The organism is Rossellomorea sp. GQ25 (assembly GCF_059758515.1).
In genome coordinates, this window is record NZ_JCAXEQ010000001.1 from 553,162 (window position 1) to 573,068 (window position 19,907).

At 38.3% G+C, this 19,907-nt stretch carries 19 protein-coding genes; 9 read left to right on the forward strand and 10 right to left on the reverse strand.

Going from position 1 to position 19,907, the window contains the following annotated elements:
• Positions 1-92 precede the first annotated feature (92 nt).
• The 7 genes from AC6CIB_RS03035 (at position 93) to AC6CIB_RS03065 (ending at position 5,439) form a co-directional block, all read left to right on the forward strand.
• Positions 93-974: a PhzF family phenazine biosynthesis protein gene (locus AC6CIB_RS03035; protein WP_498277932.1), complete on the forward strand. Its 882-nt coding sequence runs from the start codon at positions 93-95 to the stop codon at positions 972-974.
• A 280-nt stretch (positions 975-1,254) separates the two neighbouring features.
• Positions 1,255-1,410 carry an NUDIX domain-containing protein gene (locus tag AC6CIB_RS03040; protein ID WP_498277933.1) on the forward strand — a complete coding sequence of 52 codons (156 nt, stop codon included), beginning with the start codon at positions 1,255-1,257 and terminating at the stop codon, positions 1,408-1,410.
• A gap of 11 nt (positions 1,411-1,421) precedes the next feature.
• Entirely contained in the window at positions 1,422-1,610 is a 189-nt protein-coding gene (locus tag AC6CIB_RS03045; RefSeq protein ID WP_498277934.1) for a hypothetical protein, read from the forward strand.
• A gap of 442 nt (positions 1,611-2,052) precedes the next feature.
• On the forward strand, positions 2,053-3,045 hold the full coding sequence (locus AC6CIB_RS03050; protein ID WP_498278636.1) for a zinc-dependent alcohol dehydrogenase family protein: 993 nt from the start codon (positions 2,053-2,055) through the stop codon (positions 3,043-3,045).
• Between the two features lie 190 nt (positions 3,046-3,235).
• Positions 3,236-3,556: a PadR family transcriptional regulator gene (locus AC6CIB_RS03055; protein WP_498277936.1), complete on the forward strand. Its 321-nt coding sequence runs from the start codon at positions 3,236-3,238 to the stop codon at positions 3,554-3,556.
• A complete protein-coding gene (locus AC6CIB_RS03060; protein ID WP_498277937.1) occupies positions 3,549-4,748 on the forward strand; it encodes a DUF2812 domain-containing protein in 1,200 nt (399 codons plus the stop codon). Before AC6CIB_RS03055 ends, AC6CIB_RS03060 begins: the two co-directional genes overlap by 8 nt.
• A 190-nt stretch (positions 4,749-4,938) precedes the next feature.
• Entirely contained in the window at positions 4,939-5,439 is a 501-nt protein-coding gene (locus AC6CIB_RS03065; protein ID WP_498277939.1) for a GNAT family N-acetyltransferase, read from the forward strand.
• Positions 5,440-5,569: 130 nt separating this feature from the next.
• On the opposite strand, the gene AC6CIB_RS03070 is transcribed toward AC6CIB_RS03065, so the two are convergent.
• Positions 5,570-6,079, reverse strand: coding sequence for a DinB family protein (locus AC6CIB_RS03070; protein ID WP_498277940.1), 510 nt, complete (start codon positions 6,077-6,079; stop codon positions 5,570-5,572).
• Between the two features lie 887 nt (positions 6,080-6,966).
• On the opposite strand from AC6CIB_RS03070, the gene AC6CIB_RS03075 reads away from it, so the two are divergent.
• The gene (locus tag AC6CIB_RS03075) at positions 6,967-7,176 is read left to right on the forward strand and encodes a hypothetical protein (RefSeq protein ID WP_498277942.1); all 210 of its coding nucleotides are present in this window, start codon (positions 6,967-6,969) and stop codon (positions 7,174-7,176) included.
• Between the two features lie 267 nt (positions 7,177-7,443).
• Entirely contained in the window at positions 7,444-7,728 is a 285-nt protein-coding gene (locus AC6CIB_RS03080; protein WP_205167851.1) for a hypothetical protein, read from the forward strand.
• A gap of 1,145 nt (positions 7,729-8,873) precedes the next feature.
• Here the strand turns inward: AC6CIB_RS03080 and AC6CIB_RS03085 are convergent.
• The 9 genes from AC6CIB_RS03085 to AC6CIB_RS03125 form a co-directional block, all read right to left on the reverse strand.
• The gene (locus tag AC6CIB_RS03085) at positions 8,874-9,332 is read right to left on the reverse strand and encodes a staygreen family protein (protein WP_498277944.1); all 459 of its coding nucleotides are present in this window, start codon (positions 9,330-9,332) and stop codon (positions 8,874-8,876) included.
• A gap of 65 nt (positions 9,333-9,397) precedes the next feature.
• Positions 9,398-10,165, reverse strand: coding sequence for a YybI family spore inner coat protein (locus AC6CIB_RS03090; RefSeq protein ID WP_498277945.1), 768 nt, complete (start codon positions 10,163-10,165; stop codon positions 9,398-9,400).
• 147 nt (positions 10,166-10,312) lie between these two features.
• On the reverse strand, positions 10,313-11,740 hold the full coding sequence (locus AC6CIB_RS03095; RefSeq protein ID WP_498277947.1) for an alanine/glycine:cation symporter family protein: 1,428 nt from the start codon (positions 11,738-11,740) through the stop codon (positions 10,313-10,315).
• A gap of 256 nt (positions 11,741-11,996) precedes the next feature.
• Positions 11,997-14,435, reverse strand: coding sequence for a DNA topoisomerase IV subunit A (parC, locus tag AC6CIB_RS03100; protein ID WP_498277948.1), 2,439 nt, complete (start codon positions 14,433-14,435; stop codon positions 11,997-11,999).
• 3 nt (positions 14,436-14,438) lie between these two features.
• Complete coding sequence (parE, locus tag AC6CIB_RS03105; RefSeq protein ID WP_498277949.1) at positions 14,439-16,409, reverse strand: DNA topoisomerase IV subunit B; 1,971 nt, start codon at positions 16,407-16,409, stop codon at positions 14,439-14,441.
• Between the two features lie 298 nt (positions 16,410-16,707).
• The gene (locus tag AC6CIB_RS03110; protein WP_498277950.1) at positions 16,708-17,115 is read right to left on the reverse strand and encodes a CoA-binding protein; all 408 of its coding nucleotides are present in this window, start codon (positions 17,113-17,115) and stop codon (positions 16,708-16,710) included.
• A 184-nt stretch (positions 17,116-17,299) separates the two neighbouring features.
• Positions 17,300-18,199, reverse strand: a complete 900-nt coding sequence (locus AC6CIB_RS03115; RefSeq protein ID WP_498277952.1) for an ABC transporter substrate-binding protein — start codon at positions 18,197-18,199, stop codon at positions 17,300-17,302.
• 23 nt (positions 18,200-18,222) lie between these two features.
• Complete coding sequence (locus AC6CIB_RS03120; protein ID WP_498277953.1) at positions 18,223-18,879, reverse strand: ABC transporter permease; 657 nt, start codon at positions 18,877-18,879, stop codon at positions 18,223-18,225.
• Entirely contained in the window at positions 18,876-19,853 is a 978-nt protein-coding gene (locus tag AC6CIB_RS03125; RefSeq protein ID WP_498277954.1) for an ABC transporter ATP-binding protein, read from the reverse strand. The genes AC6CIB_RS03120 and AC6CIB_RS03125 overlap by 4 nt, the downstream gene beginning before the upstream one ends.
• Between the last annotated feature and the right edge of the window lie 54 nt (positions 19,854-19,907).

Genomic DNA, 19,907 nt, shown 5'->3' on the forward strand with positions numbered 1-19,907 from the left:
GCAGGATTGTTGAATAAAAGTGATATATTTTTAACCTAACTAAAATGGTATGTTTTATAAAAATATTACAAACATAGGTGGGGAGAAAAATAATGGAGAAAATTAATTATTCAATTTTGGATGTTTTTTCACAAGGAAAATATACAGGAAATCAACTTGCTGTTTTTAAGAATGGTGAAAACCTTTCAGATATTAAAATGCAACAAATAGCTAAGGAGATTAATTATTCAGAGACTACTTTTATTTTATCAGACACAAAAAAAAATAATGGCTATGATGTTCGTATTTTTACACCTAATGAAGAGATACCTTTTGCTGGACACCCGACTTTAGGAACTGCATATATCATTCAAAATGAAATAATAGGGGAACCAATGGAAAAACTTATTTTAAATTTTAAGGCTGGACAGATTCCCGTATCGTTCGATAAACCAGAAAGAATTTTTTGGATGGAACAAAATAGACCCACATTTGGTCGTATTTTAGATGCAAATAAGGTTTCTGCTGTTTTAAATTTAGATAAGGAGTACATAGATAATAGATTTCCTATCCAGGAGGTTTCAACAGGACTTCCCGTAATTATTGTCCCTTTAAAATCCTTAGAAGCAAATAAAAAAGTTAGAATGAATAAAGAAAAATACTATGAGTTAATTGAGCATACTGACGCAAAAGCGATTATGGTCTTTTCTCCTGAAACATATAATGTCGATAATCATTTGAATGTTCGAGACTTTGCAGATTATTTTGGTATTCCAGAAGATGCAGCTACTGGAAGTTCTAATGGATGTTTAGCTTCTTACTTAGTAAAATATCGATATTTTGATAAAAGTAAAATTAATCTTCGTGTAGAACAAGGGTATGAAATTAATAGACGATCTTTATTGTTTTTAAAGGCAAGTGATGAAAACGGCGAAATCACCGTATTTGTAGGAGGAAAAGTCGAAAAAATTGCTCAGGGCGAATGGCTTCTATAATATTAATCTTCCTTTTCCATTTAGCGAGTACGCTTCTGATTGTGAAAAGTAGTACTTAAACTATTGGGTCCTTTACTTTTAATAACTATCTTCAACGATCGGGCGCGATCCTGTTCATTACATGGTAGTATTTTCTCGTAGGAGTCGAAGGATATGGAAAATTATGTACAATAATTAAGGAAATCTATAGGAACTAAACCTATTATTATAGTAGATCAACGATTGCCGAATTTAATAAAAAGCAGGAAATATTACTTTAACATCGTTCTGATACTTAAAATTGGGATTAACTGGGGGAGCGATTGAGCTAGGAGAATCCTTAGAGGAAAATGCCAAACGAGAATTATACGAAGAGACAGGATTGTCAGCAAAGGTTTTTGAGTTTATCGATGTACTTTCCGGAACGGATTTATATTATCAATATCCTCAAAAATAGAGGTTATAAAAATGTATGAATTTAAGCAAGAGACCGAGAAAAAAGAAATGAAGAATAAGGTATACCTTTATTTGTTTGCTATTGCAGTGATAATTAATACATCTGTAGATTTCTTAGGGTTAGGAACAGAAGAGAGTTCTAGTTTACGTGTTAGTTTTAAACTATTTTATCAAGAAAAGGGTAAGCTCCCTTTTTATTAAAAGTTTTCCTTGAGTAAGTTGATTGGTTTTGAAATAATTGGTATTAAGTAAAGGGCAGGTTTCTTAAATAAAGGGGTTATTATTTTGAAGAACACTAAATTAAGAATTGTATGGATTATTCCTAATGTATTCTGTTACCTGATGTTTGTAGGATCTTCAACTTTTATAACATTAAATGTAGAAGGTTTACGAGAAATAAATCGATTAGGTATATGGGTAGTTGCAATGATTATACTTTTCTTAATATGCATTTTCGGTAGTTATAGAATTTGGTCATGGATAAAAGAAGGAAAAATGTAATAATTTTTATTAAGTTAGAGGGGGCAATAACCGTAGATCAGCCAATTGATCTCGGGCTATTACCCTTATTCAATTAATGGGCAGTTTAGTTGAAGATGACATAATTAAATAAATATGATTTATATTAAGGAGACTAATAGTGTTGGATGCAAAATCTATTAAATTCTATGGATTCGGTAGTCCTAAAGACGTTTTAAAAGTTGAATATAAAAACATTGAACCACCAAAAGATAATGAAGTCCTTGTTCGAATGTTAGCACGTCCTATCAATCCTTCTGACTTAATACCGATTAGAGGGGCATATTCTCATCGGATTTCATTACCAAATATCCCTGGTTATGAAGGAGTTGGAATTGTAGAAGATGTTGGTTCTTTAGTTTCCCCTAATCTTATTAGTAAACGTGTTTTACCTTTACGTGGGGAAGGAACTTGGCAAGAATTTGTTAAGACGTCAGCAGAATTTATAGTTTCTATACCTGATTCTATTGATGATTTTACGGCATCACAGATGTATATCAATCCTATTACAGCTTTGGTGACTTGTACGGAAGTTTTAAAATTAAGACCGAATGATGTTTTATTAGTTAATGCGTGCGGTTCTTCTATTGGGCATATTTTTGCTCAATTATCGAAGGTTTTAGGTTTTCGATTGATTGCAGTGACTAGGAATAATAAATATACAGAAGATTTACTCCATCTAGGTGCTTCTTATGTGATAGATACTTCTAAAAATTCGCTTTATGAAACAGTCATTGAATTAACAAATGGAATGGGTGCAGATGCTGCTATTGATTCAGTTGGAGGCTCATCTGGAAATGACTTGGCTTTTTGTGTCCACCCTAATGGGAACTTTTTAACCATCGGTCTTTTATCAGGGATACAAGTAAACTGGGCAGATATTGTAAATAAAGCAAAAGTGAATGCTAATATATTTCATTTACGGAATTGGAATAAAAATGTCTCGATAAATAAATGGCAAGAAACCTTTAATCATTTGATAAGACTAATAGACGAGCAAAAATTATGCTTGATGATGGTAGATTCTAAGTATGACTTGTCGGATGTAAAAAAGGCTATTGGTGTTGTTGAATCTTCTAAAATAACCAGAGGGAAGGTATTTTTAACAAGCTATTGAGTTAATTCTTCTTCAATCTAAAGGGGGCAAGAGTTGAATTAGAAGATCACTATTTAGGTGGTCTTCTTTTGTTGCAAGAAGGAAAATAACTTCATTTTATATGTACACTAGGTATTTCATGATATATTATTATGTTATACGATATATCGCGTAACATAATATCTCTATGAACGAAAGAAGGGAAGTAGACATGGCATATAATGGGGGACCGATGACCGAAGCGATGTATTATGTACTATTAGCGTTAATGCGTCCTAACCATGGGTATCAACTTATGCATGCAATTGCAAAAGTATCAAATGAGAGATTAAAAATGGGGCCAGGGACACTGTACGGAGTACTCTCACGTATGCAAAAAGACGGTCTTATATCACTAGCAGAAGATGATGGCAGAAGGAAGACCTATCAAATAACACCAGAAGGGGAACAAGCTCTGCGTATAGAGTATGGGCGGTTGAAAGCCTTGATTAATGACAGTAAGATTTTGGTGGAAGGTGATGAGAATGAATAAAACAGTACACAAACTTCGGCCAAGTGATTATTGGAGAATTGGAGAGCATGAAAGTTGGTTTGCAGACATGGCGGATCAGGGATTGCATCTAAAAAAGATGGGGATACATTTTGCCAAGTTTGTTAAAGATGAACCGAAGAAAATGAGGTACAGAGTAGATGTATCCATCAAGAAAAAAATTACGCCAGAACAAATTCAGATGTATGCGGAAAGTGGTTGGGATTATGTGACAAGCTATAATTTTTTTCATGTATTCTCATCACCTGAAGAGCTCAATGCACCAGAGCTTCATACGGACCCCGCCGAACAATCTTATACATTAAAAGAACTGGATAAGAAATTAGCTTTGAATGCTAGTATAGTAGTTGTCGCAATGATTTTAAATTTCGGTATGTTATCTGCTATTTGGTTTCTTGATGGGACACCTACCTTAATTATGGTGGAAGGCGGGACTATTCAACAATCAATTTTAGCCATCTTCATCGGGTATTCGGCCTATAATTCTCTAAAAGCATACAATTCTATTCGTGCTTTGCGAAGAAATCTTATCGACGGGAAACCGATTGATCATCATGCTCCGTGGAAGAAGTACTACCGATTACATTCCACAATCGCCTTTCTTTTTACGGTAGTAGTTGGATTGAGCGCTATCATTCCATTCGTTCAGCTTGTAAAGATGGATACGAAAACATTGCCCGAAGCAAATCTTGACTTACCGATTGTCAGGTTATCTGCTGTAGAAGATAATCCAGCATTGGTTCGAGGGGAACCTTCCTATGTGAGGGACAATGTGGATTGGGGCAACCGGTATTCGTATGATTGGAGTCCATTGGCACCCGTGCAATATGAAGCAGATGAACAGGGTGTGGTTCCAGGGGAAATGTGGGAGGACGAAAATGGTGAATATACACCGGCTATTCATACACAGGTTTATCAGCTAAATATACCAGCTCTGGCGGATAATCTGATTTCTGATTTAATAGAAAGATATAGATATGAAGATAGTAGAGAAGATTTTGTTGAAACAAAACATCCAGACTTGGATCTTTTGATTGTTCATGAGGAGAAGGAAAAGAAAGAAGTGTTTGCTTTCAAAGGAAAAGCGGTCATGCATGTTAGGTATTATGGCTATGCAGATATAAATTCAGTAATAGAAAACTTAGTAGAGAAGATTAGTTTAATTTCGGAATAATGCTTGAATTTGATTTGTTATTATTTAACAGGTTTTTCGATGAATTAATAGTACTCTTATTCTATAAAAGGGGCAATAGATGAAGATCGCGAATGATCTCCAGCTATTTTCTTTATTCCGTTAAAGGGGCAGTAATGTTGAATTAGAATGATAATATAATTATGATTCAATTTGAAATGGGGGGATTAAAATGCAAATTAAATCACAAAGACTAAATTTTCGTAAATATAATGATGGTGATTTTGATTATCTATTTTCTTTATTATCAGACCCAGAAATGGTTAGGTATATTGGTGAAGGTCAGACAAGAGACAGAGAGGAAACTAAAGCCTTTCTTGAATGGATTTACGATACTTATAACACCGGTGCAGACATGGAGTTAATGGTCTTAGAAGATAAGGAAAATAATCAAACGATAGGGCACGCTGGTCTAGTTCCACAGACAATTAATGGAGTTGATGAACTTGAAATACGGTATTGGATTTCTCGTGAACATTGGGGTAAAGGGTATGCCACAGAAGCTGCAAAAGCACTAAGAGAGTATGGACGTAAAAATTTAGGCAAAGGAAGATTTATTTCCCTAATTCATCCAGAAAATATGGCTTCAAGAAAAGTTGCGGTCAAATTAGGAATGAGTTTAGAAAAGAAAATTGAATTAAGAGGTCAGAACGTCCATATTTATTCAATCTAAAATTTTTTACTCTTCTTGGGGTAGCGTCAGGAAAATGCGGATTTACAACGTTAAGGAAGTTTCAATATTAAAAAACCTAATTTCTCAGAATTAAATGAGAAATTAGGTTTTTTCATTAATAGAAAAAGACTTATAAGTATTTATCACTAATCACTTTCATATGGTGTAACTCGTGCCCGACAATGCCATATGCAAAGGTACCTATCGAAACTGGGCTGTTCATTACAGTTCCATTACGTTCCCACGCTGCATCATCAATGGTTGAAATAAGACTTAACGTGTTGGAGCGTACCGTGTCTAAACCAGCTAGTAGCTGCTCCCAGGATAATTTGTTGAAGTTTGCCGCAGAAACGTATTGATCCTGATCCATTGCTGGGAGTGGTGCACTTTCATTTCGTGCAATGGCAAGCATTCGATACGACATCACACGTTCCACGTCGGCCATATGCCCAATCACTTCTTTTAAAGTCCATTTCCCTGGTGCGTACGCCTTCCTTGCTGACTCCTCTGATATGCTGCTCAAGAGGGTAATGGTCTTAGTTCGTTGCTTACTAAGTATTTCTTCAATATCTCCATCTGGCACAAGACTAACATACCTATCATACTCTGGATTTTCAATAGATAATGGTCGTGGACGCACAAGAATCCTCCTCATCGGAATAGTTAATTATGGTTCTAGGCTAATATTCGACTGTCAAGAAGATATCTCCTTTATTTGATATTTAATTTCATTACCGCAAAATAATTGCAAATTAAACAACTTTATTATCTCTGTACTATATTATGTTTCATAAGCCATCAAAATGCTTATCGTTGTAAATGCGCATTTTCCTGACTCTACCCCTTCTTCAACTAAAGGGGGCATTAACTGAAGATCACCTAATGATCTCTGGATATTATCCATCTTCAATTATCGGACAGATATGTTTATTGGGGAAGATATGACTTCATATAATAAAAGGGGGGCTATAAAGGGTGGACTTCAATCTTAGTGACTTTTCTATTGTTCTCACACCACCTTTCCACATAACTATCATTGCAATATTTCAATAATAATTATTTACTTTTTAGTAAGGTGGAGTAAGCAATTAGAAACACGTCGTTATGCAGTTTTTATTTACTTTTTGATTAGCACACACGTAGGTCCAATTTTTTTTCGAGATACAAAAGAAGGTACCCTCGAGCTATGGGTTCCTTTAGGATTTATAGTTGTTTTCTTTTACTTACTTTTTAGTAAAAGAAAACACCCTTCCAAAATGAAAGCCTGTATTTTAGGGCTTTGCGTAGCAATTTACCAGCTGATTCTCCAATATGTTGGTTAGTTTTTTGTGTATTCAACTAACGGGGCTTATCCGGAGCAGGATGAGCTTCTTTTTATTTTTCAAATTTATCTTGAGTAAGCTGCTTGATATTGAAATAATTGGTATTAAGTTAAGGGCAGGTTAATCGAATTATTTCGACAAACGAAACTTAAATTACTTGGTAATCGTCATATGTAAAGGTCAATATTTAGGGGGAGATTTCTGTATGGGGGAATACTTTTGGAAAGCGGTAACATCTGTTGAAGTCTTGGGTGTAATTGTGATTTTGTTTTTTGTTCACTTTTTGTTTACAAAATATAAAAAAATGTTAATCACTCCCTTCGTCGTAATACTTATCGGATACATCGCCTTTATTATCTTGTCTTTATCAGAGGTTGGACTGGAATGGGTTGGATGGTTTAGGGAGATATCATAATGGCAATTGGTATTCTTATTTACCTTGGCTTGGGAATATATAGTATCTTCCACAAACGGGGGCAATAACTGAAGATCAGCTAATTGATCCAGCTATTGCCCTCAATTATTGGGCAGGTTTGTTCAATAAGAAATCACAAAAGGAAGAGCATTTACTATAAAGTAAGATTTGACGTATTAATGTCTAATAAAAAAGTAATGCAAAAAATTGAGATGATGCACATTAGTATTATTACACGACAAAAATAAAAAAATATGGAGGTTAGTAATGTTTATAATATTTGGGGTTATTGCAATAGTAGCAACTTTTATAAATCTTTATATGTATAAAGCAGGAAAGGATTATAAGCTTGCTATGGCGATAGGACTATCATTTACAGCATTAACACTTTGTTCAGAATATAGTCTTGTATCTCGGTGGGTAAAAGTAGAAGATTGGTCAGCTTTAGGGGATGTAGTACCTGGTATGGAAAGGGCATTATGGTTTTTGACAATTGTTTCTATCTTACTAAATATAGCACCTATACTTTTAGAACTAAAAGGTAAGAAATAATTACTTATTGTCACATCATTTATATAATGTGTAGTCTTTATGTATAACTAACGGGTAGCGTTAGTTGAATAAGCCAATAAGGAACAAAATGGAATTTCCATAAATCAGGAAAAGCCTGATAACCTGCTGAGGGGCTAAATATGGTACTTAAAAGTAACGAGCATATTCCATTATAGGGGGCTTTAATTGAAGCAATCAATTTGCTCCTAGCCATTTTAATTTACTTCTTTAATTTAGTCACAGGTAAGTTGTGTGAGTCACATCTAAGTTGTTCATGTCATGTGATGACGAGAGACAAAAAGTATATGTTATTGAAGAGCAACTACAAGTATAATCAGTATTTTTGCGTCATTTTATCTCTAGATTTGTATCACAGCTAGCTAAGGATAAAATGATAAAAGAAATTTTCATTATTATAATCAATTAATTTAATCTTTCGAATAGAAATCTAAAATTAAACAATAGAGGAAGATTCCTTACATTTGTGTCACATTTGTTAGTATTTTTGTGTCGCTCGTCATGAGAAGTAGAGGTAAAAGTTATCGTTTACTCAAGGTTTGTTTATAGTTTACATAATATTTATTATCGGCACATAAATAAAATAACTGATTTCAGTCTCGTATCAAAAGTATACTGTTAACAATGAGACGAAAGAAAAAAATGAGATCATATACATCAACACTTAAATTTGGTTAATACTATTCATTTATTTTGATTTATTAATCAAGTTCCTGAAATTTAATTTGCTCATGATTTATTCGTCTGGTCATCCATCTTAATTTTGGTATCCAGATATCAAATGTGATTTGTAGATTTTTACGAATTTCCCATCCTTATTATCTGATAATTTATTTAGTTGATTTTACTCTGTTTTAGTTCTTTAATTTTTATATGTATCATATCATTCCATTTGTTAGCTGCTGCGTTCATACTTGCTTATTAGTTTACATAATATTATTCTGGTAAGTTTTTTTGTCTACGATTTTTTTTCTACTTTACTAAATTATTCAACCCAACTTTGTGAACCCGATCTAACCATACATCACTTGTAATATCTCTGCCTCTCTTCTTTATAAATGACTACAGTGAAGCTACACAAAGAAAAGGCATAAAGAGATCAGATCGGACCTCTTTATGCTTGAGCACTATTTCAATAAATATTGTCTTGGTGTCCCGAAATAAAGCGTTTGCTGAAATTCCGGGAATACAGATTCAAAGCAGATGATGATGGGTGCATCCAGGAGCCATGGATAGTACGTGTAGAATCCTTTATCACCGTTCACCATTGCTGCTAATGCCAATGGCAGCTCCCTTTTGAAAATCATAAACCGTACGTTAGAAAGCTGTTGATCATATTCTCCCCCACTCACATACACGGTTCCTGCAAGAGTGTATTGACCAAGGTCTCTTCTCCATTCTCCTAACACTTCGTCCCTCATGGATGGATTGATCTTCTCCAAATCAAAGTGACAACCAACGCTCAAAAATAGTTCACCCGTCGCATCAGAATGAGTTAATGTGTATTTTCGGTTATCAATTGGATTGAAGATTGAAGCTGGTGGTAAATACGTGACAGCTAGCTTTTCAGGCTTGAATTCACTCATGTGTAAGCCTCCTTTACAAAAATGGGCTTACAACAGAGTATGATAAAAGCCTAGAAACGGTTCCGCTACTTATTTGTTTTCCACTTTATCTTAATCAGGTTCCATTTATCCTTTTCATAATACCAATAAGACGTGGCCGTTCCGATGCCATCTGCCTTATAGGCACCGCTTATTTGCTGATAACCTTTTAATCCCTTACCAGGTTTCGCAATGATTTTCGTCGGCTCAAAAAATGCATAAGGTAAAACCATTAATTCCATAGGTTCATTTAAGGTTCCGTCCATGTATATCCCCAATCGATCATAGTCTTCTTTTCTGTCACGTAAATCGACTGTGTAGGATTGATTCGTATCTACAAATGAAATTGAAGCTTGGTAGTCATCTTCAAACTGAGCTTGAATCGTTAAGGGCTCAGGTAATCCAATATCGACCAGTTTATTATCTGCTAACGTATGGAGCGCTACATTATAGAGTCCACCACTTCCCCCTGTAGCTGATGAGTACAGCATATCCTTTATTCCATCATGATTTAAATCAACGAATTGGATTTTCGGCTCATAGCCACCTTCATAATCAATTCGAATCTCACTACTTTCAGACGTTTTTATATCCGCCCAAATTTGTTTCAGAAACAGGGCATCAGGAGAAAATGGAACCGCCTTAAGCGTAATCGTATCCTTTTTACCATCGCCGGTTACATCTTTTTTATACACATTAACAGTCATTTCATTCACAGGCTGCTTATCCAAAGGTTCACTGGAAAAGTTTCCTGCAATGGCATGGAGGGACATAACAAAGAAAGCGCCGAAAGCAAATAGTAATTCTTTTCTCATGATTCTCTCTCCTCGATAGAAAATTATTCACTTTTATTTTCACCAAAGTAGGGAAATCTATGTGAAGATTCTCGTTTCTTTTCTCATCTTTCTTAGCATAAAGCAGTCAAAAAGGACCAACCCCTGATAAAGGTTGGTCCTTTCATATTATTTTTGTTCTGTTGTGGTTTCAGGTTTCGCTTCCCAGCTCTCAATTCCTTTTAGCCCTTTAATAGAGTTGGAGTAGAAAACAGGATCTTTACCTTGTCTTTTTTGTTCCCGGTAATCTTTTAGTGCAGATATCGCGATTTTAGCTAATAGCGTGATGGCGATTAAGTTGATGATCGCCATTAGACCCATAAATAAATCTGCCAGGCTCCACACAATATCCAGTTTGACAACCGCTCCGAAAATCACCATTCCAAGAACGGCCATTCGGTAGATGAATAGAGTGATCGGGCTGTATTTGATAAACTCGATATTGGTTTCCCCGTAGTAGTAGTTTCCGATAATCGAACTGAAGGCGAATAAGAATATAGCGACAGCGACAAATATATCTGCCCATTCCCCTACATGGAAACTTAAGGCTGCCTGCGTCAGCTGAATGCCATCGATTCCTGTGGTGTATTGGTCAGACAGGATGATCATGAAGGCTGTTGCAGTACAGATAAGCAGAGTATCAGTGAACACACCAAGAGTTTGAATAAGTCCTTGTTTTACGGGGTGAGTGACACCCGCAGATGCCGCTGCGTTCGGCGCACTACCCATACCGGCTTCATTCGAGAATAAACCACGTTTGATTCCCATCATGATGGCTGCCCCTACTCCGCCACTTGCTACTTCACGAATACCAAATGCATTTTCAAAAATGATCACAAACATATTTGGCAGCATGGTAATATTGGTGACTAGAATAAATAATGCCAGAATCAGATATAGAACCGCCATGATCGGAACGACAATTTGAGTTACACTGGCGATTCGTTTTACCCCACCGAAAATAACAAGTGCGGTCAGAACCGCTAGAATGATTCCTACAGTCAAACGATCAAATGAATACGCTTCTTCCATTGCAAGAGAAATCGTATTGGATTGTACCGAGTTGAACACAAGGCCGAAACAGAATGTAATGATAACGGCAAACAGGATTCCCATCCAACGGGCATTCAATCCCTTTTCCATATAGTAAGCGGGACCACCACGGTAGCCGTCTTTTCCATCTTTCACTTTGTAGATTTGTGCAAGTGTACTCTCCACGAAGCTGGTCGCTCCTCCTAGAAGGGCAATCAGCCACATCCAGAATACAGCCCCTGGTCCACCCCCGGCAATTGCTGTTGCAACCCCAGCCAGGTTACCTGTACCGACACGGGATGCGGTACTGATCGTGAAAGCTTGGAAGGAAGAAATGCCTCGTTTTCCTTCTGCTGAAATCGTGGTTTTATCTGTTAATAATCTTCCCATTTCTCCTAAGTAACGGAATTGTGCGAATTTTGTTCGTAATGAGAAGTATAAACCGAGACCGATAAGCGCCACAATCAGTATGTATGACCACATAAAATCATTCAAGGTGCCTACTATACTTGTGAATAACTCCATAATTGTTCCCCCTAGATGTTTGTATTTATGACAAATAATGTATGAATCTATGTGTGTTTACCCATTTAGACACTTTCTTAATCTATCAAAAAATAAATGCCTATTCAACTGATAAATTCATATTTTTGAAATAATATTAATTGTTGTACAATTTTTTACGGGTATTGTACAACAATTTTGAATGAATATACATATGATATTCGATTTCCTTAAATGAAAAACGACCAGAAATATTTCTGGTCATTTCTCTGAGTTGTTATTCTTTTGTTTCGGGTAGTAGTGATTCTGCCCACGTTTCACAAACAGATCCGCTAACCCCTTCATCAATCACAAATGATCCATTTGAATAACGGTCATTTGGTCTAAGATCTGAAAGGAGCACTTCTTCTGTTTTTCCCTTTTTTGTGATCAGACCTACCTTATCTGTATCTTTAGCCACTTCTATTCTTACCACACGATGTGGGTTTGATTTCAATTCCCGCAGCATGATGACTCCACGTTTGGCACGGGATGTCTTTTCGAATTCGGATAATTTCATTTTCTTTACTGCCCCTCGCTGGGTTGCTAAGAAAATGTAATCCTTCACTGGGTCTTTGATAATTTTACCAGACACAACATAATCTTCATCTTTAAGATTAATCCCTTTTACACCAGCCGCCCGTGGTCCGACGATGTTCACATCTTCCTCGGAAAACCAAAGACCATAGCTTAAGTGTGTAGCGATGAAAATGTCATAGGAACCATCGGTTAAGTGTACATCGACCAGCTTATCGTCTCCTTTTAAATTGATCCCTACAAGAGGACGGGAGTAGCGCTGTGCTTTGTACTGGGGAAGTTCGGATCTCTTGATCATTCCATTCTTCGTTACAAATAATACATAATGGGCTGGATCAAATTCTCTAATCGGTATCGCATTTAGAACCTGTTCATCGCGATCAATCGGCACGATGTTCCCCACGTGCTGACCAAGGTCTTTCCAGCGAATATCCGGGAGTTCATGTACAGGGCAATAGATGTAATTTCCTTTGTTTGTAAACACTAAAAGTACATCCGTCGTATTCATCTCATACTGACCAAGGAGCCTGTCTGTTTCTTTCATGGCGAGATCCTGCCCGTTTGAAGCAGAATAGGAACGTAGACTTGTTCGTTTCATGTAACCATCACGGGTAACGGTAACCATGACATCCTCACTGGCAATCATTACTTCCAGGTTGATTTTAATTTCTTCAATCTCATCCTCAATTTTAGTGCGGCGAGCATCAGAGAACTGCTTTTTGATGCCTTTTAATTCTTTTTTAATTACACTGTAAAGCTTGCTTTCACTATCCAGAATAGCAGTTAACTCAGCAATCGTTTTCGCTAATTCCTCTGCTTCTGCCTGTAGTGCGGTAATGTCTGTATTCGTTAAGCGGTATAGCTGTAGGCTGACGATTGCTTCTGACTGTGCTTCAGTAAATTGAAATTGCTGGATTAAATTATCCTTCGCATCACGTTTGTCTTTGGAAGCGCGAATTGTTGCAATCACTTGATCTAAGATTGACAAAGCTTTCATTAAGCCTTCGACAATATGCTGGCGATCCTTCGCTTTATTTAAATCATGTTTGGTACGATTTGTCACTACTTCTTTTTGATGTTGAATATAAGCATCCAATAAATCTCGCAGCCCCATAAGTTTGGGACGTCGGTTATGAATCGCTACCATATTAAAGTTATAGGCGATTTGAAGGTCACTATTCTTGTAGAGATAGTTTAGGACGCCTGTAGCATCTGCATCTTTCTTTAACTCAATGACAATGCGCATTCCATCGCGGTCTGTTTCATCACGAACTTCAGCAATTCCTTCCACTTTGCGATCTACACGGAATTCATCCATTTTCTTGACGAGATTCGCTTTGTTTACTTCATAAGGAATTTCCGTTATGACGATCTGCTGCTTGCTTCCACGAATGTTTTCAATATCAGCTTTTCCACGAACAACCACTTTTCCTTTTCCGGTTTCGTAGGCTTTTTTGATGCCGTCTACCCCTTGAATGATGCCACCGGTTGGAAAATCAGGTCCTTTTAAGACCGTCATTAAATCATCCACCGTGCTTTGAGGCTTTTCCATCCTCATGATTGCTGCATCAATGACTTCATCAAGATGATGGGGTGGAATGTCAGTTGCATATCCTGCTGAAATACCAGTGGATCCGTTGACTAATAAGTTAGGGAAACGTGACGGCAGAACTGTCGGTTCACTTGATGTATCATCAAAGTTTGGAACAAAGTCCACGGTTTTTTTATCGATATCACGCAAGAGCTCCATGGAGATTGCAGATAACCGAGCCTCTGTATAACGCATGGCAGCAGGCGGATCTCCGTCGATGCTTCCGTTATTTCCGTGCATTTCGACTAAATATTTTCGCACTTTCCACGTTTGACTCATACGCACCATAGCATCATAGACAGATGTGTCACCATGGGGATGATAATTACCGATAACATTACCAACGGTTTTTGCTGATTTACGGAACCCTTTTTCCTGGGTGTTACCATCCACGTACATGGCGTAAAGAATACGTCTTTGTACAGGCTTTAACCCGTCACGTGCATCAGGTAATGCACGCTCTTGGATGATGTATTTACTATAACGTCCAAATCGGTCGCCAAGCACCTCTTCCAGAGGTAAGTCTTGATATCTTTCTACAGTTGTCATGTATTACCCCTCCTCTGCGACCGTAATGTTTTCATTTTCCAGAATGCTTCCGTCTTCTTCCAGCCCAAAGGCTACATTGCTTTCAATCCATTTACGGCGCGGCTCTACTTTATCTCCCATAAGAGTCGTCACTCGACGTTCTGCTCGGGCAGCATCATCGATACGGACACGGATCAGTGCCCGGGTTGCAGGATCCATCGTCGTTTCCCACAGCTGATCGGCGTTCATTTCTCCAAGACCTTTATAGCGCTGGATCATATAGCCTTTCCCAACTTTAGAAATGGCTCCTTGAAGCTCTTCATCCGTCCATGCGTATTCAAGCTTCTGTTTCTTTCCTGCACCTTTACTTACTTTATAGAGAGGAGGAAGGGCAATATAAACTTTCCCTGCTTCTAATAATGGTTTCATGTAGCGATAGAAGAAGGTTAACAACAGAACCTGGATATGGGCTCCATCTGTATCGGCATCGGTCATGATGACAATTTTGTCATAATTGATGTCGTCGACGTTGAATTCCGGACCGACTCCCCCACCGATCGCATGTATGATTGTATTGATTTCTTCGTTTTTGAAGATATCCTGAAGCTTGGCTTTTTCCGTATTGATGACTTTCCCTCGAAGTGGAAGAATCGCTTGGAATTTACGGTCACGACCTTGTTTCGCTGAACCTCCCGCAGAATCACCCTCCACCAGATAGAGCTCGTTGCGCTGAGGATTTCTCGATTGAGCAGGTGTTAATTTACCAGATAGAACGGTTTCAGATCGCTTTCGTTTCTTTCCGTTACGCGCATCTTCCCTTGCCTTACGTGCCGCTTCCCGGGCTTGGGCGGCTTTAATGGATTTCTTAATAAGAAGGGAACTTGTATCGGGATTTTCTTCTAAGAAATATAGAAGGTGTTCCGAAACAACTGCATCTACAGCTGAACGTGCTTCACTCGTACCAAGCTTTCCTTTCGTCTGCCCCTCAAATTGAAGGAGATGTTCCGGTATACGCACAGATACGATGCTTGCGAGCCCTTCACGAATGTCGGTCCCTTCAAGATTTTTGTCCCGATCTTTTAGAATCCCAACTTTACGGGCGTACTCATTAAAGACACGAGTCATGGCTGTCTTTGCTCCGGCTTCGTGGGTACCTCCGTCTTTTGTACGAACATTGTTCACGAATGACAGAATGTTTTCAGAGAACCCGTCATTAAATTGAAAGGCAAACTCCACTTCGATGGTATGATTTTCTCCTTCGAAGAAAGCTACGTTATGAAGCACATCTTTTTCTTCGTTTAAGTATTGAACAAAGGCTTGGATCCCGCTCTCAAAGTGAAAGATTTCCTTCTGATCATGACGCTTATCAATGATTTCAATTTTTAATCCTTTAAGAAGGAATGCAGATTCCCTTAGACGCTCACATAGCGTTTCATAATTATAGGTGGTATTACTGAAAATCTCCGGATCAGGTTTGAAATGGATACAAGTTCCGGCTTTTTTCGTTTTTCCGATTTTCTCAAGGGTGGTTTCCGGTTTTCCACCTTTTATGAAACGCTGTTCATACTTCGTTCCATCTCTTTCAATCGTCACAACAAGCCATTCAGATAGGGCGTTTACGACTGAGGCACCTACACCATGCAATCCGCCACTGGTCTTGTACCCGCCTTGTCCGAATTTCCCTCCTGCATGCAGCACAGTCAAGATGACTTCAGGAGTGGGCTTGCCAAGCTTATGCATTCCAGTAGGCATCCCTCGTCCTTTATCCTGGACAGAGATGCTATTATCCTTATGTATCGTAACAATAATCTCATTTCCGAAGCCTGCTAATGCTTCATCCACCGAGTTATCGACAATTTCGTATACTAAATGATGCAATCCTCTTGAATCTGTAGAGCCTATATACATTCCAGGTCTCTTACGAACGGCTTCTAAACCTTCTAATACTTGAATGGCATCATCATTGTAATCCATGGTCTTATTCTGGTTGGCCACGAACATTCCCCTTTCAAAACTTCTCTAACCGTAAATAGTACTTGTACGGTAGTATTGGTTATGTATATGTTAACTATAACACAAGAACGTTTGTTCGTTTACCTATTTTGATCATTACTGAGGTAAACCACTATGCTATATTGTAGCGTTTTATTTGATTTTCGCAAATGTAATTTCCTAGAACAACTCTGATATCGGACTGTTTTCTTTTTGTATGGACCGGATTTTTTAGTAGTGAAAGAAGAAAAGTCCATCCGAAAAAAAACAAGCGGTAAGAGCCGCTTGTTACGAGTGAGAATTATTTGGTTAAAGCATGTTCAACCTTAATACAGCGATCCATAATGACTGTATACCCACGTTCTTTCAAAAAGCGATAAGCCTCTTCATTCATTACACCTTGTTGCGCCCAAAACACGTTAGAATCAATTTCATTAAATTCTTGCGCGATCTGTGGCAAAAATTCTGAGCGGCGAAATACATTGACGATGTCAATCGGTCCTTCAATCTCCTTCAGAGAAGATACCGCTTTAACGCCCAATGCAGCGTCAATAGTTGGATTTACAGGAATAATCTCATAACCTTGATCCTGCATCGCTTTTGAGACCATATAAGATGTTCGTGCAGGATTGTCACTTAATCCAATCACGGCAATGCGTTTTGATTGTTTAAGGATGTTTCCAATTTCTTTTCGGGATGGGTTTTCCATAGATGATTACAACTCCTTCATCGTTCCTTATCCATTCATTCTTTAGCTGTTCCTAAAGTCCTATTCTTCTTTTATACCATATTTCCCTTTAATTTTTCAAAATTTTATAAATATATCTAAACAGAATGAGATGTCAAAAGAACGTGTTGTTATTCCTCTATCCCTTCTGACACTTCTTAACATTTTACTCTTCAATTAATCCCTTGGATAGCAGAAATTCACGCGCTACATCTTTAGGATCTTGTTTATCCATGTCCACCTTGGCATTCATCTCACTCATCTCTTCCTCAGAGATTTGTCCAGCTAATTCATTCAGGACTTCTTTTACTTCAGGATGCTCTTTCAGAACTTCTTGTCGGATGATAGGAGCAGCATCATATGGTGGGAAGAATCCTTTGTCATCCGTAGTCGTTTTCAGATTGTAACGTTGTATTCTTCCATCAGTTGTAAAGGCCGGAATAATATCTACATCTCCGTTCTTCACTGCTTCATACATAATGTTCGGGTCAAAGCTTTCTTTCGCTTTGAATTTGTAACCGTATGCTTCGGCAAATGCATCGTACCCATCACCTTCACGCTCATAGAATTGATGCGGCGCTCCAAAGCTTAAATCTTTCGATAGGGGAACAAGGTCAGAGAATGTTTTGGCATCAAAGTCCTGATCTTGAGTATAAGCAAGGGTATACGTGTTTTCGAATCCCAGTGGCTTTAACCATGTCACATTGAACTTTTCCTCGTATCCTTTACGGACTTGAGATAGAATTTCTTCAGCTGAAGCCCCTTCCTTCGCTTGCTTTTTTAGCACCGCTTCGAGTCCGGTTCCTGTGTACTCGATATATACGTCGATATCGCCTTTTTCAAGAGCAGGTGTCAAAATCGATACTTCTCCTAGTCCTTCTTCCACTTTAACATCCAGGTCTGTTTTCTCTTTGAGAAGTTCAGCCATCATTTGCGTTAAAATAAACTGCTCAGTCCACATCTTACCTGAAACTGTAATAGTGTCTTTCCCCCCTCCATTTCCGCAACCTGCGATGGTGAAGGATAGGACTATTAATAAAATAAATGGTTTTAATTTCTTTTTCATTCTTACTCTCCTTTGAATGTGGTTTATTTCCGTGCTTTTAAACCTTTAGGTGTTGTCATTCTTTCAAGAAGTTTTAATAAAAAGTCGAAAGAAAGTGCAAGTAAGGCAGCAGGAATGGCCCCTGCAAGAACTAAAGAATTATTCCAAGTGGATAGTCCCCGATAAATGAGGTCACCTAGTCCACCCGCTCCTACAAAGGTTGCAAGCGTCGCGACTCCCACCGTTAAGACAGTAGCGGTTCTGATACCCGCCATAATGAACGGCAGGGCGAGAGGAAGCTCCACTTTAAACAGAAGCTGTGAGTTAGTCATCCCCATCCCTCTGCCCGCTTCTATGACTCCCTCATCAACCCCGATGATCCCCGTGTACGTGTTCCTTAAAATCGGTAAAAGTGCATACACGGTCAGGGCAATAATCGCTGTGACACTACCAGTCCCTAATAGAGGGATGAGAAAACCAAATAGAGCTAAGCTGGGGATGGTTTGGAAAATGGCTGTAATTCCGATGAAAAATTCAGCTGTTTGCTTTTTTCGTGATATGTATATACCCAGCGGTAAAGAGATGGCTATCGCTATGAAAATCGATACAAATGATAAGTACAGATGTTCAAATAGTCCGTTTAAGATGGCATCCGAGCGATTTGAAATGGTGTTGATAAACACAAGTGAAAATGCATTCATACCGACCGTGCCTCCTTTTTTCCTTCTGAGGCTACTGCACGAAGAATCCCGCTGGCTGTGACGCTTCCTATCATTTTGCCGCCTTTAGTCACCATGAGATAGGGTTTTCCATTCTCAAGAAGTACTCTTGCCGCTTCCTGGACCGTTGCGTCATAAGGTATTAAAGTATATTCCGCTTCTACATAGAGCATGTAATTTGAGTTGTCTTCCATCATATCGATTACTTGCATCTGAGTTTGTGGAGCGTTCAGGCGGTCCTCCCCGATAAATGCCCGAACGAATTCATTTGCTGGTTGGGACAGGAGCTCTGATGGTGTAGCGATTTGTTCAATTTTTCCATCACGCATTACCGCAATCTCATCAGCGATTTTTAATGCTTCATCAATATCATGTGTGACAAACACAATCGTTTTATGTATCGTATTTTGTATGTTTTTCAATTCATCCTGAAGCTGCTCCCGGCTGATCGGGTCAAGGGCACTGAAGGGTTCATCCATCAGAATGATAGGCGGTTCAGCTGCCAGGGCACGAATGACGCCCACCCGTTGTTGTTGTCCTCCGCTAAGCTCAAGTGGGTATCGTTTACGATACACTTTAGGATCAAGCCCGACAAGATTTAGAAGCTCATCTACACGGCCTTCATATTGTTCCTTCTTCCATCCTTTCAAACGTGGAATCAGGCTGATGTTCTCTTCAATTGTCATGTGTGGAAGCAATCCTATACGCTGTATGACATAGCCGATATTACGCCTGAGCTCCACTTCATCGGTTTCTGAAGTATCTTTACCATTAATCAGAATCGTTCCACTGGAGGGTGGAATTAGCTTATTGATCATTTTCATCGTGGTCGTTTTCCCACATCCGCTTGGCCCGATTAAGGCAACAAGCTTTCCTTTTGGAATCGTCAGGTTGATACCCTTTATGGCTTCTGTACCATCTTCGTAGACTTTCGTGACATTCTTAAATTCAATCATTTTTACACCTGCTTTATGGACTGAGAAATTTTTCTAAACATAGAAGGGATACCC

What these genes read in the sequence shown, in the direction of transcription:
- AC6CIB_RS03115 (WP_498277952.1), bottom strand. Translation starts at nt 18,199, where the DNA reads ATGAAAAAGAAATTAAAACCATTTATTTTATTAATAGTCCTATCCTTC.
- AC6CIB_RS03090 (WP_498277945.1), bottom strand. Translation starts at nt 10,165, where the DNA reads ATGAGAAAAGAATTACTATTTGCTTTCGGCGCTTTCTTTGTTATGTCC.
- parC (WP_498277948.1), bottom strand. Translation starts at nt 14,435, where the DNA reads ATGACAACTGTAGAAAGATATCAAGACTTACCTCTGGAAGAGGTGCTT.
- AC6CIB_RS03080 (WP_205167851.1), top strand. Translation starts at nt 7,444, where the DNA reads ATGTTTATAATATTTGGGGTTATTGCAATAGTAGCAACTTTTATAAAT.
- AC6CIB_RS03110 (WP_498277950.1), bottom strand. Translation starts at nt 17,115, where the DNA reads ATGGAAAACCCATCCCGAAAAGAAATTGGAAACATCCTTAAACAATCA.
- AC6CIB_RS03055 (WP_498277936.1), top strand. Translation starts at nt 3,236, where the DNA reads ATGGCATATAATGGGGGACCGATGACCGAAGCGATGTATTATGTACTA.
- AC6CIB_RS03065 (WP_498277939.1), top strand. Translation starts at nt 4,939, where the DNA reads ATGCAAATTAAATCACAAAGACTAAATTTTCGTAAATATAATGATGGT.
- AC6CIB_RS03060 (WP_498277937.1), top strand. Translation starts at nt 3,549, where the DNA reads ATGAATAAAACAGTACACAAACTTCGGCCAAGTGATTATTGGAGAATT.
- AC6CIB_RS03095 (WP_498277947.1), bottom strand. Translation starts at nt 11,740, where the DNA reads ATGGAGTTATTCACAAGTATAGTAGGCACCTTGAATGATTTTATGTGG.
- AC6CIB_RS03045 (WP_498277934.1), top strand. Translation starts at nt 1,422, where the DNA reads ATGTATGAATTTAAGCAAGAGACCGAGAAAAAAGAAATGAAGAATAAG.
- AC6CIB_RS03085 (WP_498277944.1), bottom strand. Translation starts at nt 9,332, where the DNA reads ATGAGTGAATTCAAGCCTGAAAAGCTAGCTGTCACGTATTTACCACCA.
- AC6CIB_RS03125 (WP_498277954.1), bottom strand. Translation starts at nt 19,853, where the DNA reads ATGATTGAATTTAAGAATGTCACGAAAGTCTACGAAGATGGTACAGAA.
- AC6CIB_RS03075 (WP_498277942.1), top strand. Translation starts at nt 6,967, where the DNA reads ATGGGGGAATACTTTTGGAAAGCGGTAACATCTGTTGAAGTCTTGGGT.
- AC6CIB_RS03035 (WP_498277932.1), top strand. Translation starts at nt 93, where the DNA reads ATGGAGAAAATTAATTATTCAATTTTGGATGTTTTTTCACAAGGAAAA.
- AC6CIB_RS03120 (WP_498277953.1), bottom strand. Translation starts at nt 18,879, where the DNA reads ATGAATGCATTTTCACTTGTGTTTATCAACACCATTTCAAATCGCTCG.